This window comes from Halorientalis pallida, from assembly GCF_049605515.1.
GTDB classification, from domain to species: domain Archaea; phylum Halobacteriota; class Halobacteria; order Halobacteriales; family Haloarculaceae; genus Halorientalis; species Halorientalis pallida_A.
Genome location: NZ_CP187158.1, coordinates 2,992,587 through 3,016,116 on the forward strand (window position 1 = coordinate 2,992,587; position 23,530 = coordinate 3,016,116).

Consider the following 23,530-nt stretch of genomic DNA (forward strand, 5'->3'; position numbering starts at 1 on the left):
GAGGTATGGCAGGACTCGCCGATATCGTCACCAGTATCCCGGAACTCGTCCGGAGCATCAGCGAGATCGCCCTCTCCGACCCGCTCAGCGCCGTCCTGATCACCATGGGCGGCCTCCTGATCGCCGGGACGGTCGGCCTGACGGGCTATCTCTTGCTGGGCGTCCTCGCCTCCGCGGTGGTCCCGGACCTCAGCGGAGGACGGCCCCCGCAAGCTCGATAGCCCGCTCCAGATCCGGGCCCAGCGGCGCACCGACGACGAAACTGTCCGCGTACTCCATCACCGCCTCGACCTCGTTTTCGACCTGTGCCTGTGTCCCCGCGATACAGAACGCGTCGATCATCGCCTCGGTCACGAGTCCGAAGGCCTCGCTGAACGACCCGGCCTCGATAGCCGCGCCGATCTCCTCGGCGCGCTCCCGGTCGAGGTCGTGGCGATCAAGCACGGGCGGGGCCGCCCCCCCGGCGATGAACGCGACCGGCGGCCGGGCGGCCTCCCGGGCGGCGGCTTCCTCCTCGGCGACGCTGACGCTCGCGTAGGCCGCGAAGTCGAAGTCCCCGCGCTCGTCGGGCCGGTCTTCGAGGCCCTGTTCGACCTGCTCGGCCGCCCACGCCATGTCGCGGGGGTGTGAGCCGTTGTAGAGGACGCCGTCGGCGTGTTTCGCGCTCATCCGGATCATGTGTGGGCCCTGCGCGCCGACGTAGACCGGGATCTCCCCCTCGACCTCGTATTCGAGGTCGGCGTCGGCCGCCCGGAACGTCCCGTCGGCGTCGACGGACTCGCCGGCCCAGAGGTCCTGGGCGACCTTGAACGTCTCCAGCACGCGCCGGAGCGGGCTGTCGCGCTCGACGCCCAGCGCCGACAGCGTCGAACGGTCGCCGGGGCCGACGCCGAAGACGGCCCGGCCGTCGCTGACCTCCTGGATCGTCGCGACCCGGGAGGCCAGCGCGACGGGGTGTGTGTCGTACGGGTTGGCCGCCGCGGGACCCAGCGCCACCTCGTCGGTGGCGTCCGCGATCCGGGAGAGCGCGACGTAGGGATCGCGGTTGAAGTAGTGACACGACGCCAGAACGGTGTCGAAGCCGACCCGTTCGGCGGTGACTGCGAGTTCGGTAATCTCTTCGACCGGATGCTCGGGGGTGAGTTCGATTGCCTTCATGAGTCGTAGTCCCACGCTTCCAGTGCCTGGCGGACCAGATCGTCCGCCCGGTTCCGGAACAGTTCGTCGCTGCCGTCGTGGTCGCCGAACTGCCAGTTTCGAACGACGGTCACCGGCGTGCCGCCGCCGCCTTCGCCCGCGACGAGGTTGCTCGCCGCCGCGAGTTCGTCGACCACCGACTGGACCGTCACGTCGAGTTCGCGGCCGTCGCGGTCGGGTTCGCCCCGCCAGTCACGGCTGGCGGGCATCCCGGCCCAGCCGAGCGCGACCCCGCGCTGGCCGTGCCGGAAGGGTCTGCCCGACGTGTCCGAGACGATCACCGGGCGGTCCAGTGCTTCGGCGAGTGCCTGCGCGCTCGCACCGGGGTCCTCGGGCAGCAAGAGGAGATCGGCGTCCGGCACGTTCGAGCGGTCGATGCCCGCGTTGACCGTCACGTGGCCGAACCGAGTCTTCGTCAGCAGGAACGGGGCCGACAAGAGGAGCGACTCGCTCTCCTCGATGACCGCCTGCGCGAACCGGGGGTCTTTCGCCTCGCCGGTCAGGTCCGTCAGGCGCTCGGCGACTTCCCGGGCGCGTGCGCTCGGCTCGAAATCGGAGAGGGCGGCCGTCCGCCCTGCCGCCTTCGAGACGACGGTACTGGCGACCACCACCACGTCGTCGGGCCGGAGCCGGACCTGGCGCTCGATCAACCCGGCCAGGTCGTCGCCCGGCCGAATCTCCGGCAGTCCCGGGACCGCGAACACCTCCATACCCCCACTGTGGGGTGGCCGACAAAAAGGGACGCGCCACTGGCAAGGCCGGCCACCATCGCCGACGCACCCGTCGTCGACCGCGCCACCGACTCGCCGCCCTGACTTAAACTGCCGGAGTGTTCCGGAAAACCTACCAGTTTACATACATACCCCGATATTCGGCTATTTTTAAATACTAACTTAAACTACCGGCTATCTACGCAGGGGGATATATCAGATCGAGGCGAATGTTTGAAGTGGCATTGCGTGAAACGAACGGATGGGGTGACCGATATGGCGACCACGACCCGGACGCGGCGATGGCTGCCGAGGGTGGACCTGACGGTGTTCGTACCGACAGTGGTGCTCATCGCTGCGGAGGTGTGGTTCCTGGCGACGCAGGCGCGGTCGGTACTCCTCCCGCTCATCTGGATGGCGCCGATGAACCTGCTCCTGCTGGCGTACGCCGTCGAGGAGTCGCTCGCGCTCTCGATGGTGGGGATGGTGCTGTTCTTCGCGCGGTTCGTCTACCTACCGTTCCTGCTGTTGGCCCCCATGAGCAACTTCCTGTTGTTCTACGCGCTGTTCATGGCGCCGGTCGACGTACTCATCGTCGGCTACATGACCAGCGCGGCCGGGAAGCGGGTCTTCGGGTCGTCGTCGGCCACCTGATCACTCCCCTCCCCCAACACTCCCATAGAACGCTCCCAACACCACACGCGTTCCCCACGGAACGACGACCGACGCTCCCCCGACGGAACGCTCCCCCCACAAGCGTTCCCGTCTCTCACTCTCGAATCGACCGCTCCCCAGCGACGCTCAGTCCTGTTCGGTCGACTCCGACTCGTCGAGCGCCTGGCTCGGCACGTCCTCGGGCATCTCGGGTCGCTCGGGTGCCTCCCGCGACGCGGGCGCTTCCGGTGTCTCGTAGACGCCGGCGGCCGTCTCGACGACGACCTCGATGGGAAGCACTTCCCGACAGAAGTCGACGCCGAAGGGCGTCAGATGGATGCTCCGGCGAATCAGCTTGGCGCGCTTGGCCTCCTCGATGGCGTCCTGCACGTCCGGCTGGGCCTGCAGGATCTGGTACTCGTTCAGGTCCTCGACCGGTTCGTCGGAGAACCAGATCAGCCCCAGTCGCTTGAGGTTGTTCAGGTACGCGTGAACCCGGTCGAGGTGTTGACAGCCCGCCTCGTTGCCGATCATCGTCAGCCCCGCCGCCACGAGTTCGGAGTTGATCGGCACCCAGCCCACGTCGCGCACGTCCATCGAGGGCTGGCGGCCTTCGGTGGCCAGCAGGCGGAGGATGCGCACCTCGTCGGGGGCCACCTGGTCGAGGATCGACGCGTACGCCGGGTGGACTTCCTCGACGTAGTCCACGTCGGCGGATGCCTCCATCAGCCGCGCGCCGCGCCGTTGCAGTCGGTCCTTGTCGGCCGGGAGCGAGGACGTCGGCCGGTCTACATCCGTCTCGTCGTTCTCAGCGGGCGTCTCGATGCCCAGCCGGTCCAGTTCGTCGAGCGTGATCGACCGCACCTCCTCGACCATGTCGACCATCGACTCGGAGGTGGCCGCGGCCCGCACCAGCCGCGGACCGGTGCGGACGCCCGACCGGACGGAGTAGCCCGTCGACCGCTGGAGGGCGGCCGCCCCGATCCGGGCGACCCGGAAGGAATCGTCGAGGTCACCCGGCGTCGTCGACAGGGACGGGTGATCGCTCTCCTCCAGGTCCGGCGGCGAGAACTTGTCCTCCTCGGTCTCGCCGGGATTCAGCAGGTGTGACATGACCCTGTCGACCGACGAGAGCGCGTCGCCCGAGTCGGTCGCCGGGTCCGCCATGTCGGCGACGGCCTCGTCCAGCGAGCCGACCAGTTCGTCGGTGTCGACCGACGGGTCCAGCAGGCTCGTGACCGTCGAGTCCAGCGTCGAGAACACCTCCTCGGAGTCCCCGGACGGATCGGTCAGCGTCGCGAGCGCGGCGTCGAACATGGTGAAGGCCTCCTCGATGCCCTCCTCGGCGACGGTCGGATCGGTCATCGCGGACTCGATCACCGAGAGGACCCCATCGGTCCGTGTCGCCGAGGCACCCGTCGGGTCGACGATGGCCGTGTTCAGCACGGAGAGGGCCTCCTCGGTGGCGTCGGGATCGACCGGATCGACGACCGTCGACTCTAGCACCGAGAGCAGTCGTTCGGTCTCGTCGGTGTCCAGCGGCGTCGGCGTGACGATGGACGCCTCCAGCACGTCCAGCAGTTGCTCCACCTGGGTCTGCCCGAGATCGCGCTCGGTCGTGGCCACGTCGAGGATGTCGAACAGCCGGACGACCGACTCCGGATCGAGCGCGTCTGCGGTGTCGGCGGTCCCCTCCGTTTCGCGTGCGATCTCCGACACCCAGTCGTCGCTGTCGCCCCCGCCCGGCGCGGCGTCGCCCGATGTCCGTTCGCTGTCGTTGAACTCGCTCATATTGGTACTGTGGTCACCACCAGTAGCTGGACCCACCCCGCGACGAACCCGAGGGCTGCCCCGATACCGATGAGCAGCCACTCGTCTTCTTTGAAAGCAGAACGCAGCGTCATGGTAAAGTCTTGCGGGGGTAACTCCTGCATCCGGCTCGCGATCAGTTCCTTGACGGGAATCGACCGCTCGCGGTTGAAGTCGGTGTCCTGTAACGGCTCCAGGGCGTACTCGACGCCCTCGGTCGCCAGGGCGTCGCGGATCTCCTCGTACCGCCGATCACCCGTCGCGACACGGATGACCGGCGCGGCCATCCCCAGTGCCTCGTCCAGCGAGGGGCGGATCGCCTCCTCGATCATCCGCCGGGTCCGGTCGGAGCGTTTCCCGTACAGCAGGTTCTGGGCCACGTTCTCGACGGTGATGATCTCCTCGGCGACGATCTCGCCGTACCGTTCGGCCACCTCCTCCTGGCGCTGGATGAACAGGCCCTGGAGCGTGAACGGGCCGATCTCGACGGGCTCTTGCGGGTTGAAGATCGCCTTGATCGCGATGTAGTTGGTGAAATAACCCACGAGGACGCCCGAGACCGGCAGGACCCACCAGGCCTTGTTGAAAAACAGGAACAGCGGGATCGAGAACACGCCCAGCAGCGTCCCGAAGTAAAAGCCGGAGTTGACGAGGAACTTCAGTTCCTCCTCGCCGACCTCCAGGAACATCCGGTTGAGCAACTCGGGGTGGTTGTCGAGGTAGTCGATGACCATCAGCTTGAGGCTCAGTACCTCGTCGATGTTCTTGGCCGTCGACTGCATGATCCGGTCGGCGACCTCCGGGAGTTGTTGTTCGATCCGTGCGTGGATGAACTGCCGTGCCCCGTCCGGAACGGAGTTCCAGACGACCGGCTGTTCCCGGTCCAGCAGGTCGTCGACGTACGCGTGGAAGTTGTCTCGGGACTGCTCGACCATGTGCTGGGCGATCCGGTCGGGATCGAGCCGTTCGTAGAACTCCTGTTGACTCGCGATCTTCGCGATGGAGGCGTCGTAGGCGACACTGCCCATCTTCGCCGACCGCGACGGGATGATCCCCTGCCAGCCGATCTTCCCGTCCATGACGCCCGGGATCTGCTGGATCTTCATCGGGAGCATCGGAGCCAGCTGCTTCAGCCCCGGCATCCTGAACCCGCGGAACTCCAGCGGGTGAAAGAGCAACCGGATCCCGACCCAGTTGGTGATGTACCCGATGATCCCGGTGATCGGCGGGATGAGTACCAGATTCCACTGGAGCGGCGGGAGCGCCGCCAGCACCCAGTCGAGTGATAGCGTCATCGCGAGTCACCCGCCGCTCTCTCGGGGCGGCCGGCCGTCCCGTCGATGCCCCCACCGCACGATACACGCCCGACTCCCGCGTCGTCTGTGACTCCCCCACATCCGTCTCGTGCCAGCATCATCTCTGTGGACGTATGTGAAACCCCTGCATCCGCACTCCCCCTTCGAGTTCGGAAACGATGCGGCGCGGTGCCGCGTGGTCGCCGATCAGGCTTCGGCGGTCTCGTCGTCGTCGGCGCTGACCTCGTCGGGCAGTTCCTCGAACTGCTCCTGGAGGTCGTCGACCTGCTCACGGTAGCGGTCGATCTGGTCGCCCAGCGCTTCCTCGAACTCCTCGGCCTGCTCCTCGAAGCGGCCGCCGAGATCCTCGGCCTGTTCGCTGACCTCGTCCTGGAGTTCCTCGAACTGGTCGATGAGTTCGTCGAGGGCGTCGATGGTCTGCTGTTCGACGGTCTCGTTGGCGTCGATCAGGACCTCGAACTGCTTGTCGATGATCTCGAGGGTCTGGTCGAGCTGTTCCTCGTAGAGTTCGAGCGTGTCCTCGTAGCTCTCGTCGATGCTGTCGAGTGCCTGCTCGTGCTGGTCGAGCAGTTCCTCGAAGCCCTCGTCGACGGCCTCGCGGATGTCCTCGACAGTCTGCTCGCCCTGTTCGGGCGTGGCCGACTCGACGGTGTCGAGCAGCTGGTCGATGGTGTCCTGGACGAACTTGACGGTGTCCTGCTGGGCCTTCTTCTGGTCGCCGATGGTGCCGTGGAGCGACTCGTTGGCCGCCTTCGGGACCTTGAGCGTCTGCTCGATGACGTCCTGTCCGGTCTCGATTGTCCGACGCTGCACCTCGAAGATCGTGCTGATCGGTGAGTTGTCGTCTTCGCTCATTGTGTTACCTCCATCATGTCGCTGGTTGCCACCGGAATGTCGGACTGGTGTCGCCGACAGTCTCCTCGCGTGGTCCATCCACCGTCTCTACCCCCACAGGGCCCCGGGGTGACGACCCGTCGCCAGTCGCCCCGGCGTCGGTCGGTCCACGTCGACGCTGACGGTCGCCCCGGGCGAGACGAACACCACTCCGTTCCACCGACTGCGTCCAACATTCCCTGTACACGGATAACTACGTTTCTTTCCCCTATTTAGCTGGTGCCATAAATGTGCGTTCCATTAAATACCCTGTCAGAGGCTCACATGCGCTATTTGCGGAGTTTTGTTCCTACGAAGGTAAGAAAAGATCACCGCTCACGTTCGTGAACTCTGACGGTGAGGGCTCCCCGATCGACGGTCGCGGTCAGCATCGTCACCTGTGTCGCCGGCGGTGCGCCGGTGGCGCTCCCGGGGTTGAGGAGCCTGACGCCGTCGGTCACCGTGTCGAGGACTCTGTGCGTGTGGCCGGCGACGCCGACCGTCGGGCCGTCGCCGGCGTGTTCCCGGACCGTCCCGGCGACTCGCTCCTCGTACCCGACCGGACTGCCGGTCCCGTGCGTGACGACGAACTCGACGCCGCCCAGCGTCACGGTCTCGACCGCGGACAGGCCCAGCCCCACGTCCGTGTTCCCCGAGACGGCGGTCAGGCCGCTGGCGATGTCCTCGACGGTCGCGAGTGCGTCCGCGGAGTCGAAGTCCCCGGCGTGGACGACGTGGTCCGCCGCCCGCATCCGGTCGCGGACCCAGTCGGGGATACGGTCGATTCGGGAGGGAACGTGTGTGTCGCTGACGATGGCGACCTCCATGGGTCGACTTGCGGCGACACCGACAAAAACCGTCCCGTCGGGCGCGGGTTTTTGACCGTGCCGACCCCACTGACACCATGGACGAGACGCCAGTCGTCACCTGCTTCCTGCGCAACCGGGGGGACGTGTTGCTCCTGCGTCGGAGCGACGCGGTCGGTTCCTACACCGGCCAGTGGGGTGGCGTCGCCGGCCACGTCGCCCGCGACTCCGCGGCGGCGACCGATCCCGACTCGACGCCCGACGCGGCCGCGCGCCGCGAGATCGACGAGGAGACGGGCCTGGCCGACGCCGTGACCCTCGTCCGCCGCGGCGACCCGTTTCCCGTCGAGGACGCGGACCTGGACCGGCGCTGGCTGGTCCATCCGTACGTCTTCGACTGTTCGTCGCGGGACGTGACCCTCGACGACGAGACGACCGAGTGCGAGTGGGTGTCGCCCACCGAGATCCTGCGCCGCCCGACGGTCCCGAAACTATGGACCTCCTACGACCGGGTGCGACCGACCGTCGAAACCGTCGCCGACGACCGCGACCACGGTGCCGCGTATCTCTCCGTGCGTGCCCTCGAAGTCCTCCGGGACGCCGCCGCCCTTGCCGCCGAGCGCGACGCCGGCGACTGGGCCACCCTCGCCGACCGCGCCCGCGACCTGCTGGCCGCGCGGCCGTCGATGACCGTCGTCCGCAACCGCGTCAACCGGGCCATGTCCGGGGCCGACGACCGGACCCCGACGGCGGTCGAAGATGCTGCCCACGAAGGAATCGAAACGGCCCTCGACGCCGACGCCGCCGCCGCGGACCGCGCCGCTGAGCGGGTGGCCGGTGCCGCCATCGTCACGCTCTCCCGGTCGGGCACGGTCGAGCGCGCCCTGTCGTCGGCCGATCCCGAACGCCTGCTGATCGCCGAATCCCGGCCCGGCGGGGAGGGGGTCGGTGTCGCCGAGCGGCGGGTCGAGACCGGCGACGACGTGACGCTGGCCCCGGACGCGGCGCTCCCCTGGCTCCTGGCCAACGGGGACTACGACGCCGCGCTGGTCGGGGCCGACACCGTCCTCGCCGACGGGCGCGTGGTGAACAAGGTCGGCACCCGCGCGCTCGCACTCGCCGCCGCACGCGAGGACGTGCCCCTCTACGTCGTCGCGGCCCGGGACAAGATCAGTCCCGACTCCAGCCCCCATCTCGAAACCGTCGATCCGGCGACGGTCTACGACGGGGACGCGGCCCTCTCGGTCGCGGCCCCGCTGTTCGACGTGACACCGCCCGATCTCGTCGCCGGCCTCGTCACGGAGGACGGCCTGCTCGACGCCGACGAGGTGAGCGCGCTCGCGGACGAGCACCGCGACCTCGCCGACTGGAACGCAAAGGCTTAGCCGCGGGGTCGGGTAGTCACGCCCGGGCGGCAGTGACGAAGGGTTACCCCCTCCGAGCCCCGTGTGACGAGAGATTTTCTCCGAGCCGCCCGTTCCGACGCGCCCGGCGACGGCCGCGGATCGCGCTCGCATTGATATGTGTATAAGGTGCTACTGTCGCCCCCACCCCGTCCGGCGATTTCGCACGTAAAAGGGGCTATCTCTATATAGGGAGTGGTCGTAATTAACCGCACGGCCAGGCGGCTCGCGTGAGGGGAGGGACGCGACCGGGTGCGTGTCACGGCCGGCGATCTGGGCACCCGCGAGCGCGACCGCCCGACCGGAGTGAACCATGCTACAGCACAAACCGACACCGGAGGAGCGATTCGGGAGCGACCACGAGACAGTGTCGACACACGTCACGTCCTGCCCGACCTGCGACGCGACCGTCGTCGACGGGCAGGGCCTGCTCGCCTGCACCGACTGCGACTGGGCCGGCCTCGTCGGCTGATCAGGCCGACTGCCGCCGGAACTTCTCCAGCACGACCGCGACGCCGTCCGCGCCCAGGTCGCGAACGGTGTAGCTCGTCGGATACCAGCCGTCCTGTGGATAGACCGTGGGCTGGGCGATGGTTCGCCGATCCACGCCGCCGAGCGACGACAGGTAGTCGACGGTCACCATCGGCTCGACGAACGTGAGTTCACCCACGCCGTCGTCGTCCACGTCGTGGGCACCCCAGATCAGCGTGTTCTCGAACGTCTCGCCGTTCAGCTCCGGCGCCGTCGGATCGCCGAGGTGTTCGCCCATGTGGATCACGGTGTCGAACTCGCCGGCCGGGTTGGCCAGGCGGACGTACCCCTCGGGCAGCCGGGCGTCGGGAATCGGGTACTCGGGGGTCCCCGGCTGGATCGCTTCCACGACCGACTCGGGCTGGAAGTGAAAGTGCACGTCGAAGTGGGGCAGGTCGTAGACTCCCGGCGGCACGTGGCCCTCCGGGTTCCAGTAGAATCCGAGGAAGGTGAACGGATCGGGCGCGGCCTCGGGGAACGGCACGAAAAACTCCTCGGACTGTGCGCCGTGGACGGTCAGTCCCTCGCCGCTCGCTTCGAGTTCGGCCGCCGACGGCAGGCCCGAGAGCGCGTCCCGCGTCAGGTGGACGCCGAGGTACTTCGGCCGTCCCGAGGGGGTGACCGACGCGAACGTCGAGAGTTCGCCGTCGCCGACCGACGCCGTGTACCGGTCGCCGTCCTCGTCGGTCGCCCATGTGGTGATTCCCGCCGGCGGGAACCCCGACCCTCGACCACCTCGGTTTCGTCCCTGTCCGGGAGTCGCCCCCGCGACACCGCTTGTCAGTGCGAGCCCACCGAGGCCCGCGAGAACACTTCGTCGCCGCAACAGACTGCGTCGGGTATCGTCAGATCCCATACGCTCTCGACTCCGGTACGGGTTATAATCACTCGTACTACGCTTCTAGAAAAGCGGCGGGAACTGCCGGCTCAGTCCATCGCGGCGTGGATGATCTGTGACTCGATGCGGTTGAGGTGTTCGCCGACGGTCCCGACGGTGCAGTCACAGGCCTCGGCGATCTCCTCGTAGGTGGCCTGTCGCGGGACCTCGTAGTAGCCCATCTCGACGGCCGCCTCCAGGACCTCGCGCTGGCGCTCGGTGAGGCCGGCGATGGCGCGCTCGTCGTCGGGGTTGTACTCGCCCATCTGGGTGGCCTGGGCGTCGATGGTCTCGGGGACGTTCCGGAGCGCCTGCTGGATGTTCTCGTCGCTCCCGATGACGGTCACGCGGAGGTACCCCTCGCTGGTGAACCGCAGTGGGAGCTCCAGCACGAGACGGTACTCGTCGAGCAGTTTCAGCAGGCCGACCGCCGGTTCGCGCCCCTCGAAGTGGATGTAGGCGTAGTAGCCGTCCTCGTCGTTGCCGGGGATCAGCTCCCAGTCGATAACGTCTTCGACGGAGTCCAGGACCTCCGCGGCGGCCTCCCGATCGCCACGGCCCCCCAGCAGGACGACGCCGGTATCGTCCTCGAACAGGTTGATGTACTTCATCTGTTCGAGCGTGATGTCGGGGTGTTCCCGCGCAGCGACCAGCGACGGGTGGAAGTACCGGTCGGCAAGCGGGACGAGCGTGAACGTAAAGTAGCGCATCATCGGCCGTGACACCCCGTCTGATCCGGTGATTCCTGGGCGGTTACTGCGTGGTCGGCGAGCGGTCGAACGTCGTATGTCAGGTGTTGCGTGATCATCTCTCGGCACTGCCCCCCTAACGGGACGCGGCGATCTGGATCCGACCGCGTATCTACTCCCGTCGTTTTGCTTCTGAACCCTTATTTTGCGGTGGTTGTATGGAGGCGTATGGACGTAACAGAAATCTTCTCGTACATGCCGTTTACGAACCTCGTCGGCATCGAGTTGACCGAGGCCGAGGACGGCTACGCCGAAGGACGCGTCGAGATGCGCGAAGAACTCGCCTCGGTCCCGGGCGGCGACGTGGCCCACGGCGGCGTCACCTACTCGCTGGCCGACACCGTCGGCGGCGCGGCCGTCATCTCGCTGGCCCACGACGTGACTCCCACCGTCGACATGCGCATGGACTACCTCGCGCCCGCGACCGACGACCTCCACGCCGAAGCGGAGGTCATGCGGATGGGCGGGAGCGTCGCCGTCACCGACATCGAGGTCTGGGACGCCGACGACCACCACGTCGCCTCGGCCCGTGGCGTGTACAAAACGGGCGGCGACAGCGAAGGCACCCCCTGGGTCCGTAGCGGTGACGACGCGCCGGAAGACGTCCCCGAGGACGCCGGCGACGACTGATCAGCGGAGCTGCCAGATCGACTTCTGCTCGGCCCCGTTCGAGGTGAAATCGAAGGCGAAATACAGCGGGCTGGCCCCGGCGTCGACGACGTAGGGAATCTCCCCTTCGACGTGTTCGCCGGACGGCACGTTCGGATTCAGCGGGAACGAGCCCTCGAGTTGCTGTTGGGCCCCCAGATCGAGGGCCTGGGGCGTTCCCCGGCCCCCGGTCAACAGCGTCTGTCCGGTCAGCCCGAGGTAGGCCGTCCGGTCTTTCGCGTTGTCGACCCGGACCGTCGGCAGGACGAACTCCCGGTCCCCGCCGGCCGAGGCGTTCCCGACGCTGTCGGCGGTTCGCACGTCCGTCACCGTCACCGTCAGGTCCGCCGCGCTGGCGCTCTCGCCCACGTCGTTGACCGGGACGCGGTAGGACTGTCGGAACACGGACTCGGGTTGCTGTGGCTCCGCCGCCAGATCGACCGTCACCCGCTCGACCTCCGTCTCGTCGGCGTCCACGTCGAAGTGGAACGACCAGCCCTGGCTCCCGGCCGCGACCTCGAAGGCGACGAACCCCCGGATCGTCTCCCCCGGGACGAGCAACCCATCGGTGAACTGGCTGCCCGTCTGTGAGACCAGATCGAGCCGCTCCCGCGTCACGTCGCCGCTGGTCAGCCGGAAGTCGGTCAGGTCCTCCATCTCCAGATCGTCGTCACCCAGATTCTTGACCGACAGCACCACGACGAGGTACTCCCGGCCGCTGGGTGCCGCCCCGCGGCCACCGAGTTGCTGGTAGCGCGCGGCCCCCTCGACGAGGACGCCGACCGAATCGCGTAGAATCCGCTGGCCGACGACGACCGACGGGTGTTCGGTGTCCAGTTCCTCGCCGTTCGTGTTACCGTCGTCGGTGGTGGGACTCCCCGAACCGACGGCCCCGCCGGGGAACGTCGACTGTCCCGTGGGCGTCGTCGAGCCACCGCCGGAACAACCGGCGAGCAAGAACGTGCCCGCGGCCACACCGCTACCCAACAACGCACGTCGCGAAAGACGGTCGTCGGTCATGGTAGGAGCGCTACGCCGACCCCCGGCATAAGCTTCCTGACCTGGGACCGTAGGACGAGGGCCCGCTCACTCGTTCGAGGACGCTCCCTGTCTCGCGGTTTCACCGCTCGACTGTCCGCGGACTCCCTTCGGTCGTCCTCCCTCCGGTCGCGTCAGCAGGCTCGCGGGCCTCTGGCCCGCTCGCCAGTTCGACGGCGCTCCTTACGGTCGCGCCGTCCTGTTCACGGCTCCATTCGTCGCCGCTCACTCGTTCGAGGACGCTCCCTGTCTCGCGGTTTCACCGCTCGACTGTCCGCGGACTCCCCTCGGTCGTCCTCGCCCCGGTCGCGTCAGCAGGCTCGCGGGCCTCTGGCCCGCTCGCCAGTTCGACGGCGCTCCTTACAGTCGCGCCGTCCTGTTCACGGCTCCATTCGTCGCCGCTCACTCGTTCGAGGACGCTCCCTCCGGTCGCGTCCTCAGTCCCCAGCGGCTTCGGCACCTTCGACGTTCTCGTCGGGGACCGTCCCGTCGTCGTTCCAGCCGCGCTGTTCGTAGTAGCTGTCCAGTTCGTCCGAGAGCCCGTCCAGGTCGTAGGGCAGCGCCTCGTCGTCGCTGCGATCCTTCCCGCGCTGGTTGTGGAAGTGCCGCTCCATCTCGACGATCCGACTGCCCACGTCCATCAACTGCTCGTAGTCGGTCTGGAAGACCTTCTCGTAGCGTTCCTCCTCGGTGTACGACGAGGAGAACTGACAGAGGACGCCGCTGTCCCTGACGGCTTTCAGGTTCTCCAGTTCGATGATCTTCTCCGACTTCCCGTCGACGCCCTCCTTGTCCATCGCCTCGGCGGGCGAGACCAGCGGGTACTCGTAGTCGTAGGCGACCGAGTACATGTGGTCGGCCCCGCGGTTGGAGGTGGCGTAGGAGAGGCCCTGCCCGTTGAGCGTCCGGCCGTCGTGGGCGGCGAACTCCATGCCCTTCATCGTCCAGTTCTCGACGCCGAGTTCGTCGTGGATGCGGTCGATCCCCTCCGCGAGCATGTCGCCTTCCTCCTCGCGGCGAGCGATCTTCTCGACCAGTTCCAGCATGAGTTCCTCGTTGCCGAATTCGTCGTTCGCGGCGAGGTACGCCGAGACCGTGTCCCCACAGGAGATGGTGTCGAGCCCGTACCGGTCACAGAGTTCGTTGGCCTCCATGATCGTCCGGAAGTTGTCGACCAGCGCGTTCGACCCGAAGGCCATCACCGTCTCCCACTCGGGGCCTTCGGTCGTGAAGCCGTCCGATTCGTCCTTCGTGGGGAGCTTGCACGCGAACGCACACGACGAGCAGGTCCCCTTCTTGTACTTGTGGTCGATGACTGCCGACGACCCGATGTCTTCGAGTTTGTCGTAGGACAGCTCCTCGAAGTACTTCGTCGGGACGGCCTCCACGGCGTTGGCGAACGAGGAGACCGACACCGTCCCCGCGTCTTTCATCGGGCTGTCGGAGGTCGCGGCCTCCTGGTGGATCGCCTGTGTCACCTCGTCGTCGAGTTCGATCTCCGGCCGGGAGTCGCCGTCGAAGGTGAGGAACTTCACGTTCTTCGAGCCCAGCACCGCGCCGAGGCCGCCGCGGCCGAACGCGCGGGACTCGGAGGTGATGATCGAGGCGAACCGCACGAGGTTCTCGCCGGCCGGGCCGGCGATGGCCGCGTGCTCGTTCCCGAGGTCGTGCTCCGCCTCCAGGTACTCGATGGTCTCGGGGATCGTCGCGCCCTCGAGGTCATCGACTGCCTCGAAGGTGACGCCCTCGTCGGAGATGTGGACACCCACCAACTCGTCGCTCGCGCCGGTGATCTCGATGGCACCGTAGCCCGTGTCCGCGAACGGCCGGGACATGAACCCGCCGGCGTTGCTCGACAGCAGGCCGTCGGTCAGCGGCGACAGGCCGGTGCAGTTCATCCGGCCCGTGAAGCTCATCGTCGAGGTCTGGAGCGGCCCGGTGGCGAAAAACAGCGAGTTCTCCGGCCCGAACGGGTCCGCGTCGAACGGAATCCGCTCGTGGGCGAGTTTCGTGCCCACGCCGCGACCGCCGATGAACGACTCCAGCACGTCGTCGATGTTCTCCGTCTCGGTCTCCTGGGTTCCCACGTCCACTGTCAGCAGTGGACCCTTCCCGTGTATCATTGGATGTGGCAATGGCTGGCAGCCTAATAAATCAATAGCCACTGGACACGGATGCTTTTAACCGACTTTCCGTGTGGAAAGCGAAATCCTGCTTCTGGCTTACATCGGTCGGTCCGGTCGATCAGTCCTCGGTCACGGCGGCCATCGTCGTCTCCTTGTGGTCCTGGCTCATCCCGGAGACGAAGCCCACCCGGACGGCGTCGACGCCGTCGACGGCGGCGAAGGCTTCGACCTTCTCGCGGACTTCCTCGGGCGTGCCGACCGCGGCCACGGCGTCGAGCAACTCGTCGGGGAGTGCGTCGGCCATCGCCGCCGTGTCCCGGTCCTCCCAGGCGGCGCGGATCTCCTCCACCTCGTCGGCGTACCCCTGTTCGGCGATGGAGTCGCCGTAGAAGGGGCCGTACGCGCCGATCAGGAAGGCGATCATCTGGCGGGCCATCGTGCGGGCGGTGTCGCCGTCCTCGGTCGCACAGCAGCGCACGATGGGGCTGACCCGCAACTCGTCGGGGTCCCGATCACCGAGGTCGGCCCCGCGCCGGAGGTCGTCCATGCGCTCGTCGAGGCCGTCGAGGGTGAACAGTTGGGGGACCCACCCGTCGGCGAATCGGCCAGCGAGTTCGACGGCCTTGGGGCCCAGCGCCGCCACGTCGATGGCTGGCGGGTCCTCCGGCACCTTCCCTTCGTAGCTCATCCCGCCGAGGTCGTAGAACTCCCCGTCGTAGTCCACGTCGCCGCCGTCGCACACCTGCCGGATCACGTCGATGGTCTCCCGGAGGCGGCGCAGCGGCCGGTCGAACTCCTGGCCGTGCCAGCGCTCGGCGATGGCGGGGGAACTCGTGCCCAGACTCATGCGGAACCGGCCGTCGCTCACGTCGTGCATCGTGAGCGCGGTCTGGCCCAGCACGGTCGGGGCCCGGGAGTACGGCGAGATCACGTCGTCGGTGATGCCGATGTCGTCGGTGCGCTCGGCGAGGACGGTGAGGACGGACACGATGTTGTAGCCGGTCGTCTCGCCCATCGTGACGTGGCTGAAGCCGTACTCCTCGGCGCGCTGGGCCTGGTCGGCCAGCGAGTCGACGCTGTCGTGGTCGCGGCTCATCAACACGAGGTCGCAGGTCGGTGCGCTCATACCGGCCACTCTCCCGGTCGGCACTTAACCTTCAGTACGTGGCGAGGTCCCAGTAGAGGCTGGCGAGCCCGGTCCGGGGCACGTCCACGGGGCGAGACACGTCAACGTCGCCGTAGTCGCGGAACCGGTAGACGGTCCGGTCGGTCCCGTTCACGAACGAGTCCGGTCGGGTCGTGACGAGTCGTCTGAGATACCCTGTCTCGCGGTCGAGGACCACCCGGGCACCCTCGGTCCACCGCAGGACCGACGGGTTCTCCGCGACGAGCACCAGTCGCTCGTCCGTACGGGTCTGGACCCGCCAGTCGATACTTCGATTCGACAGTACGGGCGGACGGAGTTCCCACTCCTCGGTAATACGTCGGTAGCCCGGACCGGTTTCGACCGTCCAGTTCCCGGTCACGTCCCCGAGGTCGAACGACTGCACGTCGATACTCCGGCAGGCCTCGGGAGCCGGGTTGAATCCTGTCGTCTCCTGATAGCAGGACGCGAACGTGTTCTCGTCGCCGTAGAACACGCCGACGGTCCGTCCCTCCGGTCCGGTTCCGTTTCGGACCATCAGCACCTGCTCGTCGTCGTGGTCGTAACGGTGGAGCGACCGGTCGTCGTCGGGACCGGTGACGACGACCCGATGATCGACGCGATCCAGCGTCTCGGTGGCGGTCACGATCAGTTCGTCGGCCGATTTCCCCTCGACTGCCACCGTTGCCGTCTCGTCACCAGTCACGTGTACATCGGCCACGCGAACGACGCCGAGGAGGCTTCCCGACAGGAGGAGGACGGCCAGGGCCACGCCCCCGATACCAGCGAGCCAGTCCCGGATCGCTCCCACCGGCTGGGAGTCCTGCCGTTCGTTCCTCCTTGCTTCGAATTGCGTGACTCGAAGCGAGATTGCGAGCAGTCGCGGGAGCAACAAAACGAGTGCCCCACCGAGATAGCCCAGCGGCCCGCTCCCAGTCAGGAGTGCCAGCCCCACGAGGAGAAGCGGGAGCCAGAGGACCGAGAACAGTACCAGCGCGTACGCGAACGTTCGTTGTCGCGACGACAGCCGTGATCGGAGGCTCTCGCGCCAGGCTCGACGCGGCGAAACGTCACAGGTCCGGGCGAACTGGCCAGCGAATCCAACGAGGGGAACCGCGGCGAGGGTTCCGAGAAAGGGCACCCAGGCGACGGCCTTCAGTCCGTGTCGCCACATCACGAGCGAGGCGTGGCCGAGCGTCACGTCGGCCGCAGTGCCGACCAAGACCACGGTGACAAGTGTCACTACGGTGAGGGAGAACCACCATGCGACGAGAACGAGGTGGGCGACGACCGTCGCTGCGACGGTCCGCCGGAGTGCCGGCAGGCACGGCCCGGATTCGTGGGTCCCGTCGACACTCTGCTGCCGGAACTGCTCTGCCACCAGCGCGGCCGGGACGCTCGCAAACAGCGCCCAGCCCAGCAGGACCGCTGGGACCCGCCAGCTCTCGGCCGGGCCAGGGAGGCCACCCAGATCCAGTCCGCGCGTCGCGGCGACGAGGACGAGCGTCTCCACGGTGACCAGCATACAGGCGTACCCGAACAGCCGCGGATCGGACACGACCGACCCGACTGCTCGTTCCGGACGCCACCGGCTCATCGGGTGGAACGAGACTGCAGAACGTGTTAGTTCTTCGTGTTTATTGGATGTCTAGATCGGGGCACCCGTTCACCGCATGTCGGCCAGCGAGACGACGAGTTCGGACTGGAGCCACCGGGCGGTGTCCTCGCGGTCGTAGACGACGAGGGCGTCGCCCGCGGTGAACTGCCCGTATCTGCGCCGCGGTTCGTCACGGTCGTCTGCGGGGTCCGTTTCAGGCTGGGTCATCTTCGCTTCACTCTTGCCACCCCAGCCACGTATAAACCCGAGACCGTATCGTTCGTTACAGGCCATTTAACGCGCGTTCGTCGCTGAACTGCCGGTGAACCGGTTCGAAACGTCGTGAAACGTCGTAAAACGTCGTCGGGCACTCGAAACGGACGTAAAACCGGGGGACTGCGCGCCGGTCGCTACTCGTGGTCGCACATCTTCATGGCGTCCCGGACGGCCTCGCGCTTGCCGAGGAGGGTCACCCGGTCGCCGGCTTCGATGCGGAAGTCCGGCCCGGGGACCTCGACCTCGCCGTCCCGATCCACGAGGGCGATCAGGCAGGTGTCGGGCAGTTTCGGGCCGATCTCTTTCACCGTCAGGCCCGCGAGTTCGCCGTCGGGGGAGACTTCGACCTCCTGCACGTCGCCTTTGCGGCCCACGTCGGTCATCCAGTGAGCCAGCGCGGGGCGTTCGATCTGGTTGTCCATCGCCCACGCGGTGGCCATGGCCGAGGAGATGGTCCGGACGCCCAGTTCCTCGAAGGCCTCGACGTTGTCGGGGTTGTTCGCGCGTGCGATCACCCGGCTGGTGTCGAACTTCGAGGACGACAGCTGGGCGATCAGTAGGTTCGCGTCGTCGTCCCCGGTGGCGGCGACGACGGTCTTGGCGTTGGCGGCCCCGGCCTCCCGGAGTACGTCGGTGTCGGTGCCGTCGCCCCAGACCACGGAGTAGCCCTCGTTGCGGGCGCGTTCGATTGCCTCTTCGTCCTCCTCGACGATCACGACGTTCTCGCCGCGATCCTCGAGCCGTTCGGCCAGCGCACGGCCGACCTGACCGCCGCCGACGATGATGACTCGCATTGGTATCACATCCAGGTATTCCGCGATGTAGCGCGCGAAGCCGCCTTCGATGGCGACCGTCGCGAAGATGACAAGAAAGACCGTCCCGACCAGGATCTGTGCCTGACTACTGAACGTCGCCGCTTCGGCACAGAGCTGTGCCGCCTCGCCCGTCACTGCGGGGCCACAGACCGTCCCGGCAGACACCCCGCCGCCGACCAGTTCGGCCGCCTCCGCTCGGAGTTCGCTGGCGTGGCTCTGCAGTTCGACGGCAAAGAGCGTCGCGACCGACGCCGGGATGATCCCGCGCGGGCCCACGAAGCTGATGAACAGTTTCTCCGAGCGCGTGAACCGGTCGCCCCGGGCCGAGACGAACACCAGCAGGGGCCGGATCAGGAAGATGACCGCCGCGACCACGACCAGTCCCGCCAGCCCGAGTCGGATCAGATCCTCGATCTGCAGGAGTGCGGCCAGCGCGATAAAGACGAACGAGAGGACGATCAGCGTCACGTCGCCTTTGAACGCCTCGATCTCGTCCTCGTAGGGCACGTCGAGGTTGCCCAGCACCAGGCCGGCGGTGGCGACCGCGGCGACGCCGGCCTCGCTGGCGATGGTGTCCGCGGCCGCAAAGGCGACCAGTGCGCCCGCGAAGGTGAGCAACCGGGCGTTTCGGGGCGCGTTGCCGGGGGAGAGGTCGACGTACCGGAGCAGGTAGTAGACGATCACTGCGACGACCAGCCCCACCAGGAGGCCGATCCCCAGCCGGGAGGCGAAATCCCGGAGGAAGGCGACCCCGGCCTGGTCCCCGAGGATGATGACCTCGAAGATGACGACGGCGATGATCGCCGCCGACACGTCGTTGATGATCCCCTCGGTTTCGAGTGCGGCGGCCACCCGGTCCCGGACCGGCACGACCTGCAGGATCGGGGTGACGACCGTCGGGCCGGTCGCGACCAGCAGCGCGCCGATCAGGAAGGAGAGGTCCCACGGCTGGCCCAGCGCGTACCTGATCGTCACGGCGGTTCCGACGAGGGCGATGGCGGCCCCGACCGTGACGAGTCGGAGTGTCGCCGCGGGAGCCTCCTTGATGCGGTCGATCCGGAGGTGGAAGGCCCCCTCGAAGACGATGATGGCGACCGAGAGGCCGACGATGGCCGGGAGCGCCTCCGTGCCGAACGTCGCCGCCGAGAGGATCCGGCTCCCGAACAGCAGTCCCGACAGCGGCCCGAGTATCAGGCCCGCGGAGATGAGAAAGATGATACTCGGGACCTGAAACCGGGCCGCGAGTAACTGCGCACCCACGCCGAGCCCGATGATAGCGGCGACCAGCGGAATTATCTCGCCGGCGGCCACGTCCAACCCTCCATGCACCCGGGGCGACGAACGCACGGGGCTTAAACGCACTCACTCACCGCCGCCGAAACCGCCGTCCCGCCCCGCGAGAGCCACAGTATCGGCGACGATAATTTCACCCGCACCTATTTATGCCGTTCTGTATCAAAACACGATAATGAGCCTCGCGAGCCGTGTCTCGGCGCTCCTCCGGTCGGTCACGTCCGAATCCGGCGACCCGGACGGTGGGCGGGCGACCGACGGAGCGACGGGACGCGCGGAGACGGCGGAACGGGATCCGGAAACGGAGACGGACGGACAGGCGGCCGAGAGCGACGAGTCGGTACTGACAGCGCCGGAGGACGGAGACGCGGCGACCGAACCCGGCGAGGGCGAACCCGACGCTGGCGGGGTCGAAACAGAACCCAGTGAGGACGATGCCGACGCGGGCGGAGCCGAAACGGAATCTGCCGAGGAGGAACCCGAGTCGGTCGCGGCGGACGGGGGCGCACAGGCCGCAACGGCACCGCTCGAAGCGACGGCACGGGAGTTCCGGGACGCGATGCAGGCGGCGGCCGACGGCGATCTGGGCCAGCGCCTCGACACCGACCGCGAGAACGAGGCCATGGCCGAGGCCGCGACCGCGTTCAACGAACTGCTCGCCGACCTCTCGGAGACGGTCGACGACCTCGACGAGTTCGCCGACGAGGTCGACGACAAGACCGAGGAGATGAGCGCCGCGACCCGGGAGGTCAGGGACGCCAGCGAGGACGTGGACTCCTCGATGGACGAGATCACCGAGAACGCCGCCGAGCAGGAGGAACTGCTCGAACGCGTCGCCAACGAGATGACGGACCTCTCGGCGACGGTCGAGGAGATCGCCTCCTCGGCCGACGAGGTCGCGACCATCTCCCAGGAGGCGGCCGAACACGGGAAAGAGGGCCGTGACGCCGCCACCGAGGCTCTCGACGAGATGCACGACATCGAGTCCCACGCCGACACCACCATCGATCAGGTGTCCTCGCTCGAATCCCGGATCGAGGACATCAGCGGCGTCGTCGAGGTCATCGACGACATCGCCGACCAGACCTCGATCCTGGCGCTGAACGCATCAATCGAGGCCGCCCGCGCGGGCGAGGCCGGCGAGGGGTTCGCCGTCGTCGCCGACGAGGTCAAACAGCTGGCCGAGGAGGCGGGCCAGGCGACCGAGGAGATCAGCGACATGATCGAGGACGTGCAAGAGGAGACGGGCGAGGCCGTCGACGAGGTTCGGGAGATGGGCGACCGCGTCTCGACGGGGACCGAGACGGTCGAGGACGCCCTCTCGGCGCTCGACGAGATCGCCGACCGCGTCGAGGAGGCCAACGACGGCGTCCAGTCGATCAACGACGCCAGCGACGAGCAGGCAGCGAGTACCGAGGAGGTCGTCGCGATGGTCGAGGACGTGGCCGAGTTGAGCGAGGAGACCGCCGCCGAGGTCGAAGACGTCTCCAAGGCGACCGGCACCCAGACCACGATGCTCTCGGAAGTGGCCGTCCAGATGGACCGGCTGGCAGACCAGGCCAACACCCTCCGGGACCTGCTGGCGGGCTACGAGGACGAGAGCGACGACGGTGACGACGAACTGTCCTGGGACGACGCGCAAGTCCACGACGGTGGGGACGACGAGAGCGACGACGGTGACGACGAGCTGTCCTGGGACGACGCGAAAGTCCACGACGGTGCGGACCAGGACACCGACGGTGGCGACGACGACGGTGACGACGAACTGTCCTGGGACGACGCGCAGGTTCACGACGGAACCTGAGACCCGTCTGTTCTAAACTTTGATAACTGGTGGCAAATATTGATCGTGGTCCGTGAGAACAGTTCACGACATGGCGGACTGGAGTGTCGACGTGGACGAAGCAGAGAACCGACTGTACCTCGACCTGGGTGGCCATTTCGGCCCCGAGGAGGCGAAGAAGGCCAACGAGGCGACCAAGGAAGCGGTCCAGCGACTCGATCCGGGGTTCGAGGTGATCACGGACCTCTCGGAGTTCGTCCCGGGCGATCAGGACGCCGTCAAGTACATCGAGGAGGGCAAACAGGTCGTTCGCGAGGCGGGGGCGTCCGCCGCCGTCCGCGTGATGGGCGAGGGCTCGACGACGGGTCAGATGCACTTCGAGCGCGTCGGCGAGGACGAAGAGGAGTACGCCGTCGCCATGGCAGACACCGTCGAGGAGGCCGAGAAACTGCTCGACAAGCGGGCGGCCTCGCAGTAACACGGTTCGACCGCGAGCGCCCCGGCTATCAACCGTGAAAACCAGCCGACAACTCTTATTGTGGATTGGTAACAAACCTGAAGTATGGCGGACTGGAGTGTCGACGTAGACGAAGCACAGAACCGACTGTACATCGAACTCGTCGGGAGTCACGATCCGGAGATGGCCAAGGAGTCCTCGGAGGCGGTCAAGGCGGCGGCCGAACGACTCGATCCGGGATTCGAGGTCATCACCGACATCTCGGAGTTCATGCCGGGCGACCAGGAGGCGGTCAAGTACATCGAGGAGGGCAAGAAGGCCGTCCGGGAGAACGGTGCGGCGGCGGCCGTCCGCGTGATGGGCGAGGGGTCGGCGACGGGTCAGATGCACTTCGAGCGCGTCGGCGAGGACGAAGAGGAGTACGCCGTCGCCGTGGCCGATACCGTCGAGCAGGCCGAGAAATTGCTCGACAAGCGGGCGGCCTCGCAGTGACGGATCGTTCCTGCCTGGCTATCAACCGTGAAAACCGTGCGGTAATTCTTATTGTGGGTTGGTAACGATCAACGGGCATGGCGAACTGGGACGTAACAGTCGACGAAGCGAAACAGCGCGTCTACCTGAAACTGGGCAGCGGCCTCTCCGTCGAGGAACAGGCCGCGGCGTCGGACGCCTGTATCGACGCGGCGAAGCGACTCGACGACGGGTTCGACCTGATCAACGACATGCGAACCTTCGAGCCCACGAGCGAGGAGGCCCTGCAGGAAGTCGAACGCGGCAAGCGCGGCCTCGCCGAGAACGGCATGGGCGCCGCGGTCCGCGTGGTCGCCGAGTCGACGGTCACGCAGATGCAGTTCGACCGGGCCGGCGAAGACGCCGAAGACTACGAACTCGCCAAAGCCGAGTCCGTCGAGGAAGCCGAGAAACTACTCGACAAGCGCCGCGAACAGGCGTCGCAGTAATCCGTCGCTGGCGGCGCAGTCGACTATCAGTGCTGAAAACGCCGCGGTAATTCTTAAGCGGCGCTGGGTGTCAACTCCGGGTATGGCACATTGGGACATGGAGATCGACGAGGAGAAACAGCGAGCCTACCTGACACTCGCGGGCGAACTCGGCCCCGAAGGGCACGCCGAGGCCGCCGACGCCTGTGAGCGGGCCGCCGAACGACTCGACGAGGGATTCGACCTGATCAACGACATGCGGACGCTCAAGCCGTCCGACGAGGAGGCCATGCGCGAGACCGAACGCGGGAAGCGGGCGCTGGCGGAAGGCGGTATGGCGGCGGCCGTCCGGGTCGTCTCCGAGTCCACGACCGGACAGATGCGGTTCGACCGGGCCGGCGAGGGCGAGGAATCCTACGCCGTCGCGAAGGCAGAATCCGTCGAGGAGGCCGAGAAACTGCTCGACAAGCGCTCACAGGAGGCCTGACTC

26 protein-coding genes are annotated in these 23,530 nt (G+C 67.2%); 10 read left to right on the forward strand and 16 right to left on the reverse strand.

Annotated features, from left to right (window positions below; translation table 11 throughout):
- Positions 1 to 5 precede the first annotated feature (5 nt).
- Complete coding sequence (locus ACOZ4N_RS17100) at positions 6 to 221, forward strand: hypothetical protein (protein ID WP_424017566.1); 216 nt, start codon at positions 6 to 8, stop codon at positions 219 to 221.
- Here ACOZ4N_RS17100 and ACOZ4N_RS17105 read toward each other — a convergent pair.
- Together ACOZ4N_RS17105 and ACOZ4N_RS17110 are read right to left on the reverse strand one after the other, a co-directional pair.
- Positions 190 to 1,158, reverse strand: coding sequence for a 5,10-methylenetetrahydromethanopterin reductase (locus tag ACOZ4N_RS17105; protein WP_424017567.1), 969 nt, complete (start codon positions 1,156 to 1,158; stop codon positions 190 to 192). The two genes, ACOZ4N_RS17100 and ACOZ4N_RS17105, sit on opposite strands and share 32 nt — an antisense overlap.
- Positions 1,155 to 1,907, reverse strand: a complete 753-nt coding sequence (locus tag ACOZ4N_RS17110; RefSeq protein ID WP_424017568.1) for a coenzyme F420-0:L-glutamate ligase — start codon at positions 1,905 to 1,907, stop codon at positions 1,155 to 1,157. Before ACOZ4N_RS17110 ends, ACOZ4N_RS17105 begins: the two co-directional genes overlap by 4 nt.
- Before the next feature lie 327 nt (positions 1,908 to 2,234).
- Here ACOZ4N_RS17110 and ACOZ4N_RS17115 point away from each other — a divergent pair, with 327 nt between their 5' ends.
- Positions 2,235 to 2,561, forward strand: coding sequence for a hypothetical protein (locus tag ACOZ4N_RS17115; protein ID WP_424017569.1), 327 nt, complete (start codon positions 2,235 to 2,237; stop codon positions 2,559 to 2,561).
- A gap of 147 nt (positions 2,562 to 2,708) precedes the next feature.
- Here ACOZ4N_RS17115 and ACOZ4N_RS17120 read toward each other — a convergent pair whose 3' ends face one another.
- The 4 genes from ACOZ4N_RS17120 to ACOZ4N_RS17135 all read right to left on the reverse strand — a co-directional run bounded on the left by ACOZ4N_RS17120 (position 2,709) and on the right by ACOZ4N_RS17135 (position 7,386).
- Positions 2,709 to 4,352 carry a DUF4393 domain-containing protein gene (locus tag ACOZ4N_RS17120; protein ID WP_424017571.1) on the reverse strand — a complete coding sequence of 548 codons (1,644 nt, stop codon included), beginning with the start codon at positions 4,350 to 4,352 and terminating at the stop codon, positions 2,709 to 2,711.
- Entirely contained in the window at positions 4,349 to 5,665 is a 1,317-nt protein-coding gene (locus ACOZ4N_RS17125; protein ID WP_424017572.1) for a DUF445 domain-containing protein, read from the reverse strand. Before ACOZ4N_RS17125 ends, ACOZ4N_RS17120 begins: the two co-directional genes overlap by 4 nt.
- 207 nt (positions 5,666 to 5,872) lie before the next feature.
- Entirely contained in the window at positions 5,873 to 6,541 is a 669-nt protein-coding gene (locus ACOZ4N_RS17130; RefSeq protein ID WP_424017573.1) for a hypothetical protein, read from the reverse strand.
- Positions 6,542 to 6,888: 347 nt separating this feature from the next.
- A complete protein-coding gene (locus ACOZ4N_RS17135; RefSeq protein ID WP_424017574.1) occupies positions 6,889 to 7,386 on the reverse strand; it encodes a metallophosphoesterase family protein in 498 nt (165 codons plus the stop codon).
- 77 nt (positions 7,387 to 7,463) lie between these two features.
- Here ACOZ4N_RS17135 and ACOZ4N_RS17140 point away from each other — a divergent pair, with 77 nt between their 5' ends.
- Positions 7,464 to 8,750 (forward strand): NUDIX domain-containing protein, encoded by a 1,287-nt coding sequence (locus tag ACOZ4N_RS17140; RefSeq protein WP_424017575.1) that lies wholly within the window; start codon positions 7,464 to 7,466, stop codon positions 8,748 to 8,750.
- Between the two features lie 331 nt (positions 8,751 to 9,081).
- A complete protein-coding gene (locus tag ACOZ4N_RS17145; RefSeq protein ID WP_424017576.1) occupies positions 9,082 to 9,240 on the forward strand; it encodes a hypothetical protein in 159 nt (52 codons plus the stop codon).
- On the opposite strand, the gene ACOZ4N_RS17150 is transcribed toward ACOZ4N_RS17145, so the two are convergent.
- Both ACOZ4N_RS17150 and ACOZ4N_RS17155 read right to left on the reverse strand, forming a co-directional pair.
- Positions 9,241 to 10,155 (reverse strand): hypothetical protein, encoded by a 915-nt coding sequence (locus ACOZ4N_RS17150; protein ID WP_424017577.1) that lies wholly within the window; start codon positions 10,153 to 10,155, stop codon positions 9,241 to 9,243. It lies immediately after the preceding gene.
- 71 nt (positions 10,156 to 10,226) lie between these two features.
- Positions 10,227 to 10,889, reverse strand: coding sequence for a helix-turn-helix domain-containing protein (locus ACOZ4N_RS17155; protein ID WP_424017578.1), 663 nt, complete (start codon positions 10,887 to 10,889; stop codon positions 10,227 to 10,229).
- A gap of 204 nt (positions 10,890 to 11,093) precedes the next feature.
- On the opposite strand from ACOZ4N_RS17155, the gene ACOZ4N_RS17160 reads away from it, so the two are divergent.
- On the forward strand, positions 11,094 to 11,555 hold the full coding sequence (locus ACOZ4N_RS17160) for a PaaI family thioesterase (RefSeq protein WP_424017579.1): 462 nt from the start codon (positions 11,094 to 11,096) through the stop codon (positions 11,553 to 11,555).
- Here ACOZ4N_RS17160 and ACOZ4N_RS17165 read toward each other — a convergent pair whose 3' ends face one another.
- The 8 genes from ACOZ4N_RS17165 to ACOZ4N_RS17200 all read right to left on the reverse strand — a co-directional run bounded on the left by ACOZ4N_RS17165 (position 11,556) and on the right by ACOZ4N_RS17200 (position 19,898).
- Positions 11,556 to 12,593, reverse strand: coding sequence for a DUF4352 domain-containing protein (locus ACOZ4N_RS17165; protein WP_424017580.1), 1,038 nt, complete (start codon positions 12,591 to 12,593; stop codon positions 11,556 to 11,558). It abuts the gene before it with no gap.
- 100 nt (positions 12,594 to 12,693) lie between these two features.
- Positions 12,694 to 12,840, reverse strand: coding sequence for a hypothetical protein (locus tag ACOZ4N_RS17170; protein WP_424017581.1), 147 nt, complete (start codon positions 12,838 to 12,840; stop codon positions 12,694 to 12,696).
- A gap of 30 nt (positions 12,841 to 12,870) precedes the next feature.
- Entirely contained in the window at positions 12,871 to 13,071 is a 201-nt protein-coding gene (locus tag ACOZ4N_RS17175) for a hypothetical protein (RefSeq protein ID WP_424017582.1), read from the reverse strand.
- A complete protein-coding gene (locus ACOZ4N_RS17180) occupies positions 13,049 to 14,734 on the reverse strand; it encodes an aldehyde ferredoxin oxidoreductase C-terminal domain-containing protein (RefSeq protein ID WP_424017583.1) in 1,686 nt (561 codons plus the stop codon). The genes ACOZ4N_RS17175 and ACOZ4N_RS17180 overlap by 23 nt, the downstream gene beginning before the upstream one ends.
- Positions 14,735 to 14,855: 121 nt before the next feature.
- Complete coding sequence (locus tag ACOZ4N_RS17185) at positions 14,856 to 15,863, reverse strand: TIGR04024 family LLM class F420-dependent oxidoreductase (protein WP_424017584.1); 1,008 nt, start codon at positions 15,861 to 15,863, stop codon at positions 14,856 to 14,858.
- 31 nt (positions 15,864 to 15,894) lie between these two features.
- Positions 15,895 to 17,478 (reverse strand): hypothetical protein, encoded by a 1,584-nt coding sequence (locus tag ACOZ4N_RS17190; RefSeq protein WP_424017585.1) that lies wholly within the window; start codon positions 17,476 to 17,478, stop codon positions 15,895 to 15,897.
- A 69-nt stretch (positions 17,479 to 17,547) separates the two neighbouring features.
- Entirely contained in the window at positions 17,548 to 17,706 is a 159-nt protein-coding gene (locus ACOZ4N_RS17195) for a DUF7331 family protein (RefSeq protein ID WP_424017586.1), read from the reverse strand.
- 182 nt (positions 17,707 to 17,888) lie between these two features.
- The gene (locus ACOZ4N_RS17200) at positions 17,889 to 19,898 is read right to left on the reverse strand and encodes an NAD-binding protein (RefSeq protein WP_424017587.1); all 2,010 of its coding nucleotides are present in this window, start codon (positions 19,896 to 19,898) and stop codon (positions 17,889 to 17,891) included.
- A 139-nt stretch (positions 19,899 to 20,037) separates the two neighbouring features.
- On the opposite strand from ACOZ4N_RS17200, the gene ACOZ4N_RS17205 reads away from it, so the two are divergent.
- The 5 genes from ACOZ4N_RS17205 (at position 20,038) to ACOZ4N_RS17225 (ending at position 23,527) form a co-directional block, all read left to right on the forward strand.
- A complete protein-coding gene (locus ACOZ4N_RS17205; protein ID WP_424017588.1) occupies positions 20,038 to 21,666 on the forward strand; it encodes a methyl-accepting chemotaxis protein in 1,629 nt (542 codons plus the stop codon).
- A 70-nt stretch (positions 21,667 to 21,736) separates the two neighbouring features.
- A complete protein-coding gene (locus tag ACOZ4N_RS17210) occupies positions 21,737 to 22,123 on the forward strand; it encodes a hypothetical protein (protein WP_424017589.1) in 387 nt (128 codons plus the stop codon).
- A gap of 84 nt (positions 22,124 to 22,207) precedes the next feature.
- Positions 22,208 to 22,594, forward strand: coding sequence for a hypothetical protein (locus ACOZ4N_RS17215; RefSeq protein WP_424017590.1), 387 nt, complete (start codon positions 22,208 to 22,210; stop codon positions 22,592 to 22,594).
- Positions 22,595 to 22,671: 77 nt separating this feature from the next.
- Positions 22,672 to 23,061 (forward strand): hypothetical protein, encoded by a 390-nt coding sequence (locus tag ACOZ4N_RS17220; protein ID WP_424017591.1) that lies wholly within the window; start codon positions 22,672 to 22,674, stop codon positions 23,059 to 23,061.
- A gap of 82 nt (positions 23,062 to 23,143) precedes the next feature.
- On the forward strand, positions 23,144 to 23,527 hold the full coding sequence (locus ACOZ4N_RS17225; protein ID WP_424017592.1) for a hypothetical protein: 384 nt from the start codon (positions 23,144 to 23,146) through the stop codon (positions 23,525 to 23,527).
- The last annotated feature ends 3 nt before the right edge of the window (positions 23,528 to 23,530 follow it).

Bases quoted from the DNA above. Each gene is read 5' to 3' on its own strand.
- ACOZ4N_RS17100 (WP_424017566.1), top strand. From the start codon at position 6: ATGGCAGGACTCGCCGATATCGTCACCAGTATCCCGGAACTCGTCCGG.
- ACOZ4N_RS17105 (WP_424017567.1), bottom strand. From the start codon at position 1,158: ATGAAGGCAATCGAACTCACCCCCGAGCATCCGGTCGAAGAGATTACC.
- ACOZ4N_RS17110 (WP_424017568.1), bottom strand. From the start codon at position 1,907: ATGGAGGTGTTCGCGGTCCCGGGACTGCCGGAGATTCGGCCGGGCGAC.
- ACOZ4N_RS17120 (WP_424017571.1), bottom strand. From the start codon at position 4,352: ATGAGCGAGTTCAACGACAGCGAACGGACATCGGGCGACGCCGCGCCG.
- ACOZ4N_RS17125 (WP_424017572.1), bottom strand. From the start codon at position 5,665: ATGACGCTATCACTCGACTGGGTGCTGGCGGCGCTCCCGCCGCTCCAG.
- ACOZ4N_RS17130 (WP_424017573.1), bottom strand. From the start codon at position 6,541: ATGAGCGAAGACGACAACTCACCGATCAGCACGATCTTCGAGGTGCAG.
- ACOZ4N_RS17135 (WP_424017574.1), bottom strand. From the start codon at position 7,386: ATGGAGGTCGCCATCGTCAGCGACACACACGTTCCCTCCCGAATCGAC.
- ACOZ4N_RS17140 (WP_424017575.1), top strand. From the start codon at position 7,464: ATGGACGAGACGCCAGTCGTCACCTGCTTCCTGCGCAACCGGGGGGAC.
- ACOZ4N_RS17145 (WP_424017576.1), top strand. From the start codon at position 9,082: ATGCTACAGCACAAACCGACACCGGAGGAGCGATTCGGGAGCGACCAC.
- ACOZ4N_RS17150 (WP_424017577.1), bottom strand. From the start codon at position 10,155: ATGGGATCTGACGATACCCGACGCAGTCTGTTGCGGCGACGAAGTGTT.
- ACOZ4N_RS17155 (WP_424017578.1), bottom strand. From the start codon at position 10,889: ATGATGCGCTACTTTACGTTCACGCTCGTCCCGCTTGCCGACCGGTAC.
- ACOZ4N_RS17160 (WP_424017579.1), top strand. From the start codon at position 11,094: ATGGACGTAACAGAAATCTTCTCGTACATGCCGTTTACGAACCTCGTC.
- ACOZ4N_RS17165 (WP_424017580.1), bottom strand. From the start codon at position 12,593: ATGACCGACGACCGTCTTTCGCGACGTGCGTTGTTGGGTAGCGGTGTG.
- ACOZ4N_RS17180 (WP_424017583.1), bottom strand. From the start codon at position 14,734: ATGATACACGGGAAGGGTCCACTGCTGACAGTGGACGTGGGAACCCAG.
- ACOZ4N_RS17185 (WP_424017584.1), bottom strand. From the start codon at position 15,863: ATGAGCGCACCGACCTGCGACCTCGTGTTGATGAGCCGCGACCACGAC.
- ACOZ4N_RS17190 (WP_424017585.1), bottom strand. From the start codon at position 17,478: ATGAGCCGGTGGCGTCCGGAACGAGCAGTCGGGTCGGTCGTGTCCGAT.
- ACOZ4N_RS17195 (WP_424017586.1), bottom strand. From the start codon at position 17,706: ATGACCCAGCCTGAAACGGACCCCGCAGACGACCGTGACGAACCGCGG.
- ACOZ4N_RS17205 (WP_424017588.1), top strand. From the start codon at position 20,038: ATGAGCCTCGCGAGCCGTGTCTCGGCGCTCCTCCGGTCGGTCACGTCC.
- ACOZ4N_RS17210 (WP_424017589.1), top strand. From the start codon at position 21,737: ATGGCGGACTGGAGTGTCGACGTGGACGAAGCAGAGAACCGACTGTAC.
- ACOZ4N_RS17215 (WP_424017590.1), top strand. From the start codon at position 22,208: ATGGCGGACTGGAGTGTCGACGTAGACGAAGCACAGAACCGACTGTAC.
- ACOZ4N_RS17220 (WP_424017591.1), top strand. From the start codon at position 22,672: ATGGCGAACTGGGACGTAACAGTCGACGAAGCGAAACAGCGCGTCTAC.
- ACOZ4N_RS17225 (WP_424017592.1), top strand. From the start codon at position 23,144: ATGGCACATTGGGACATGGAGATCGACGAGGAGAAACAGCGAGCCTAC.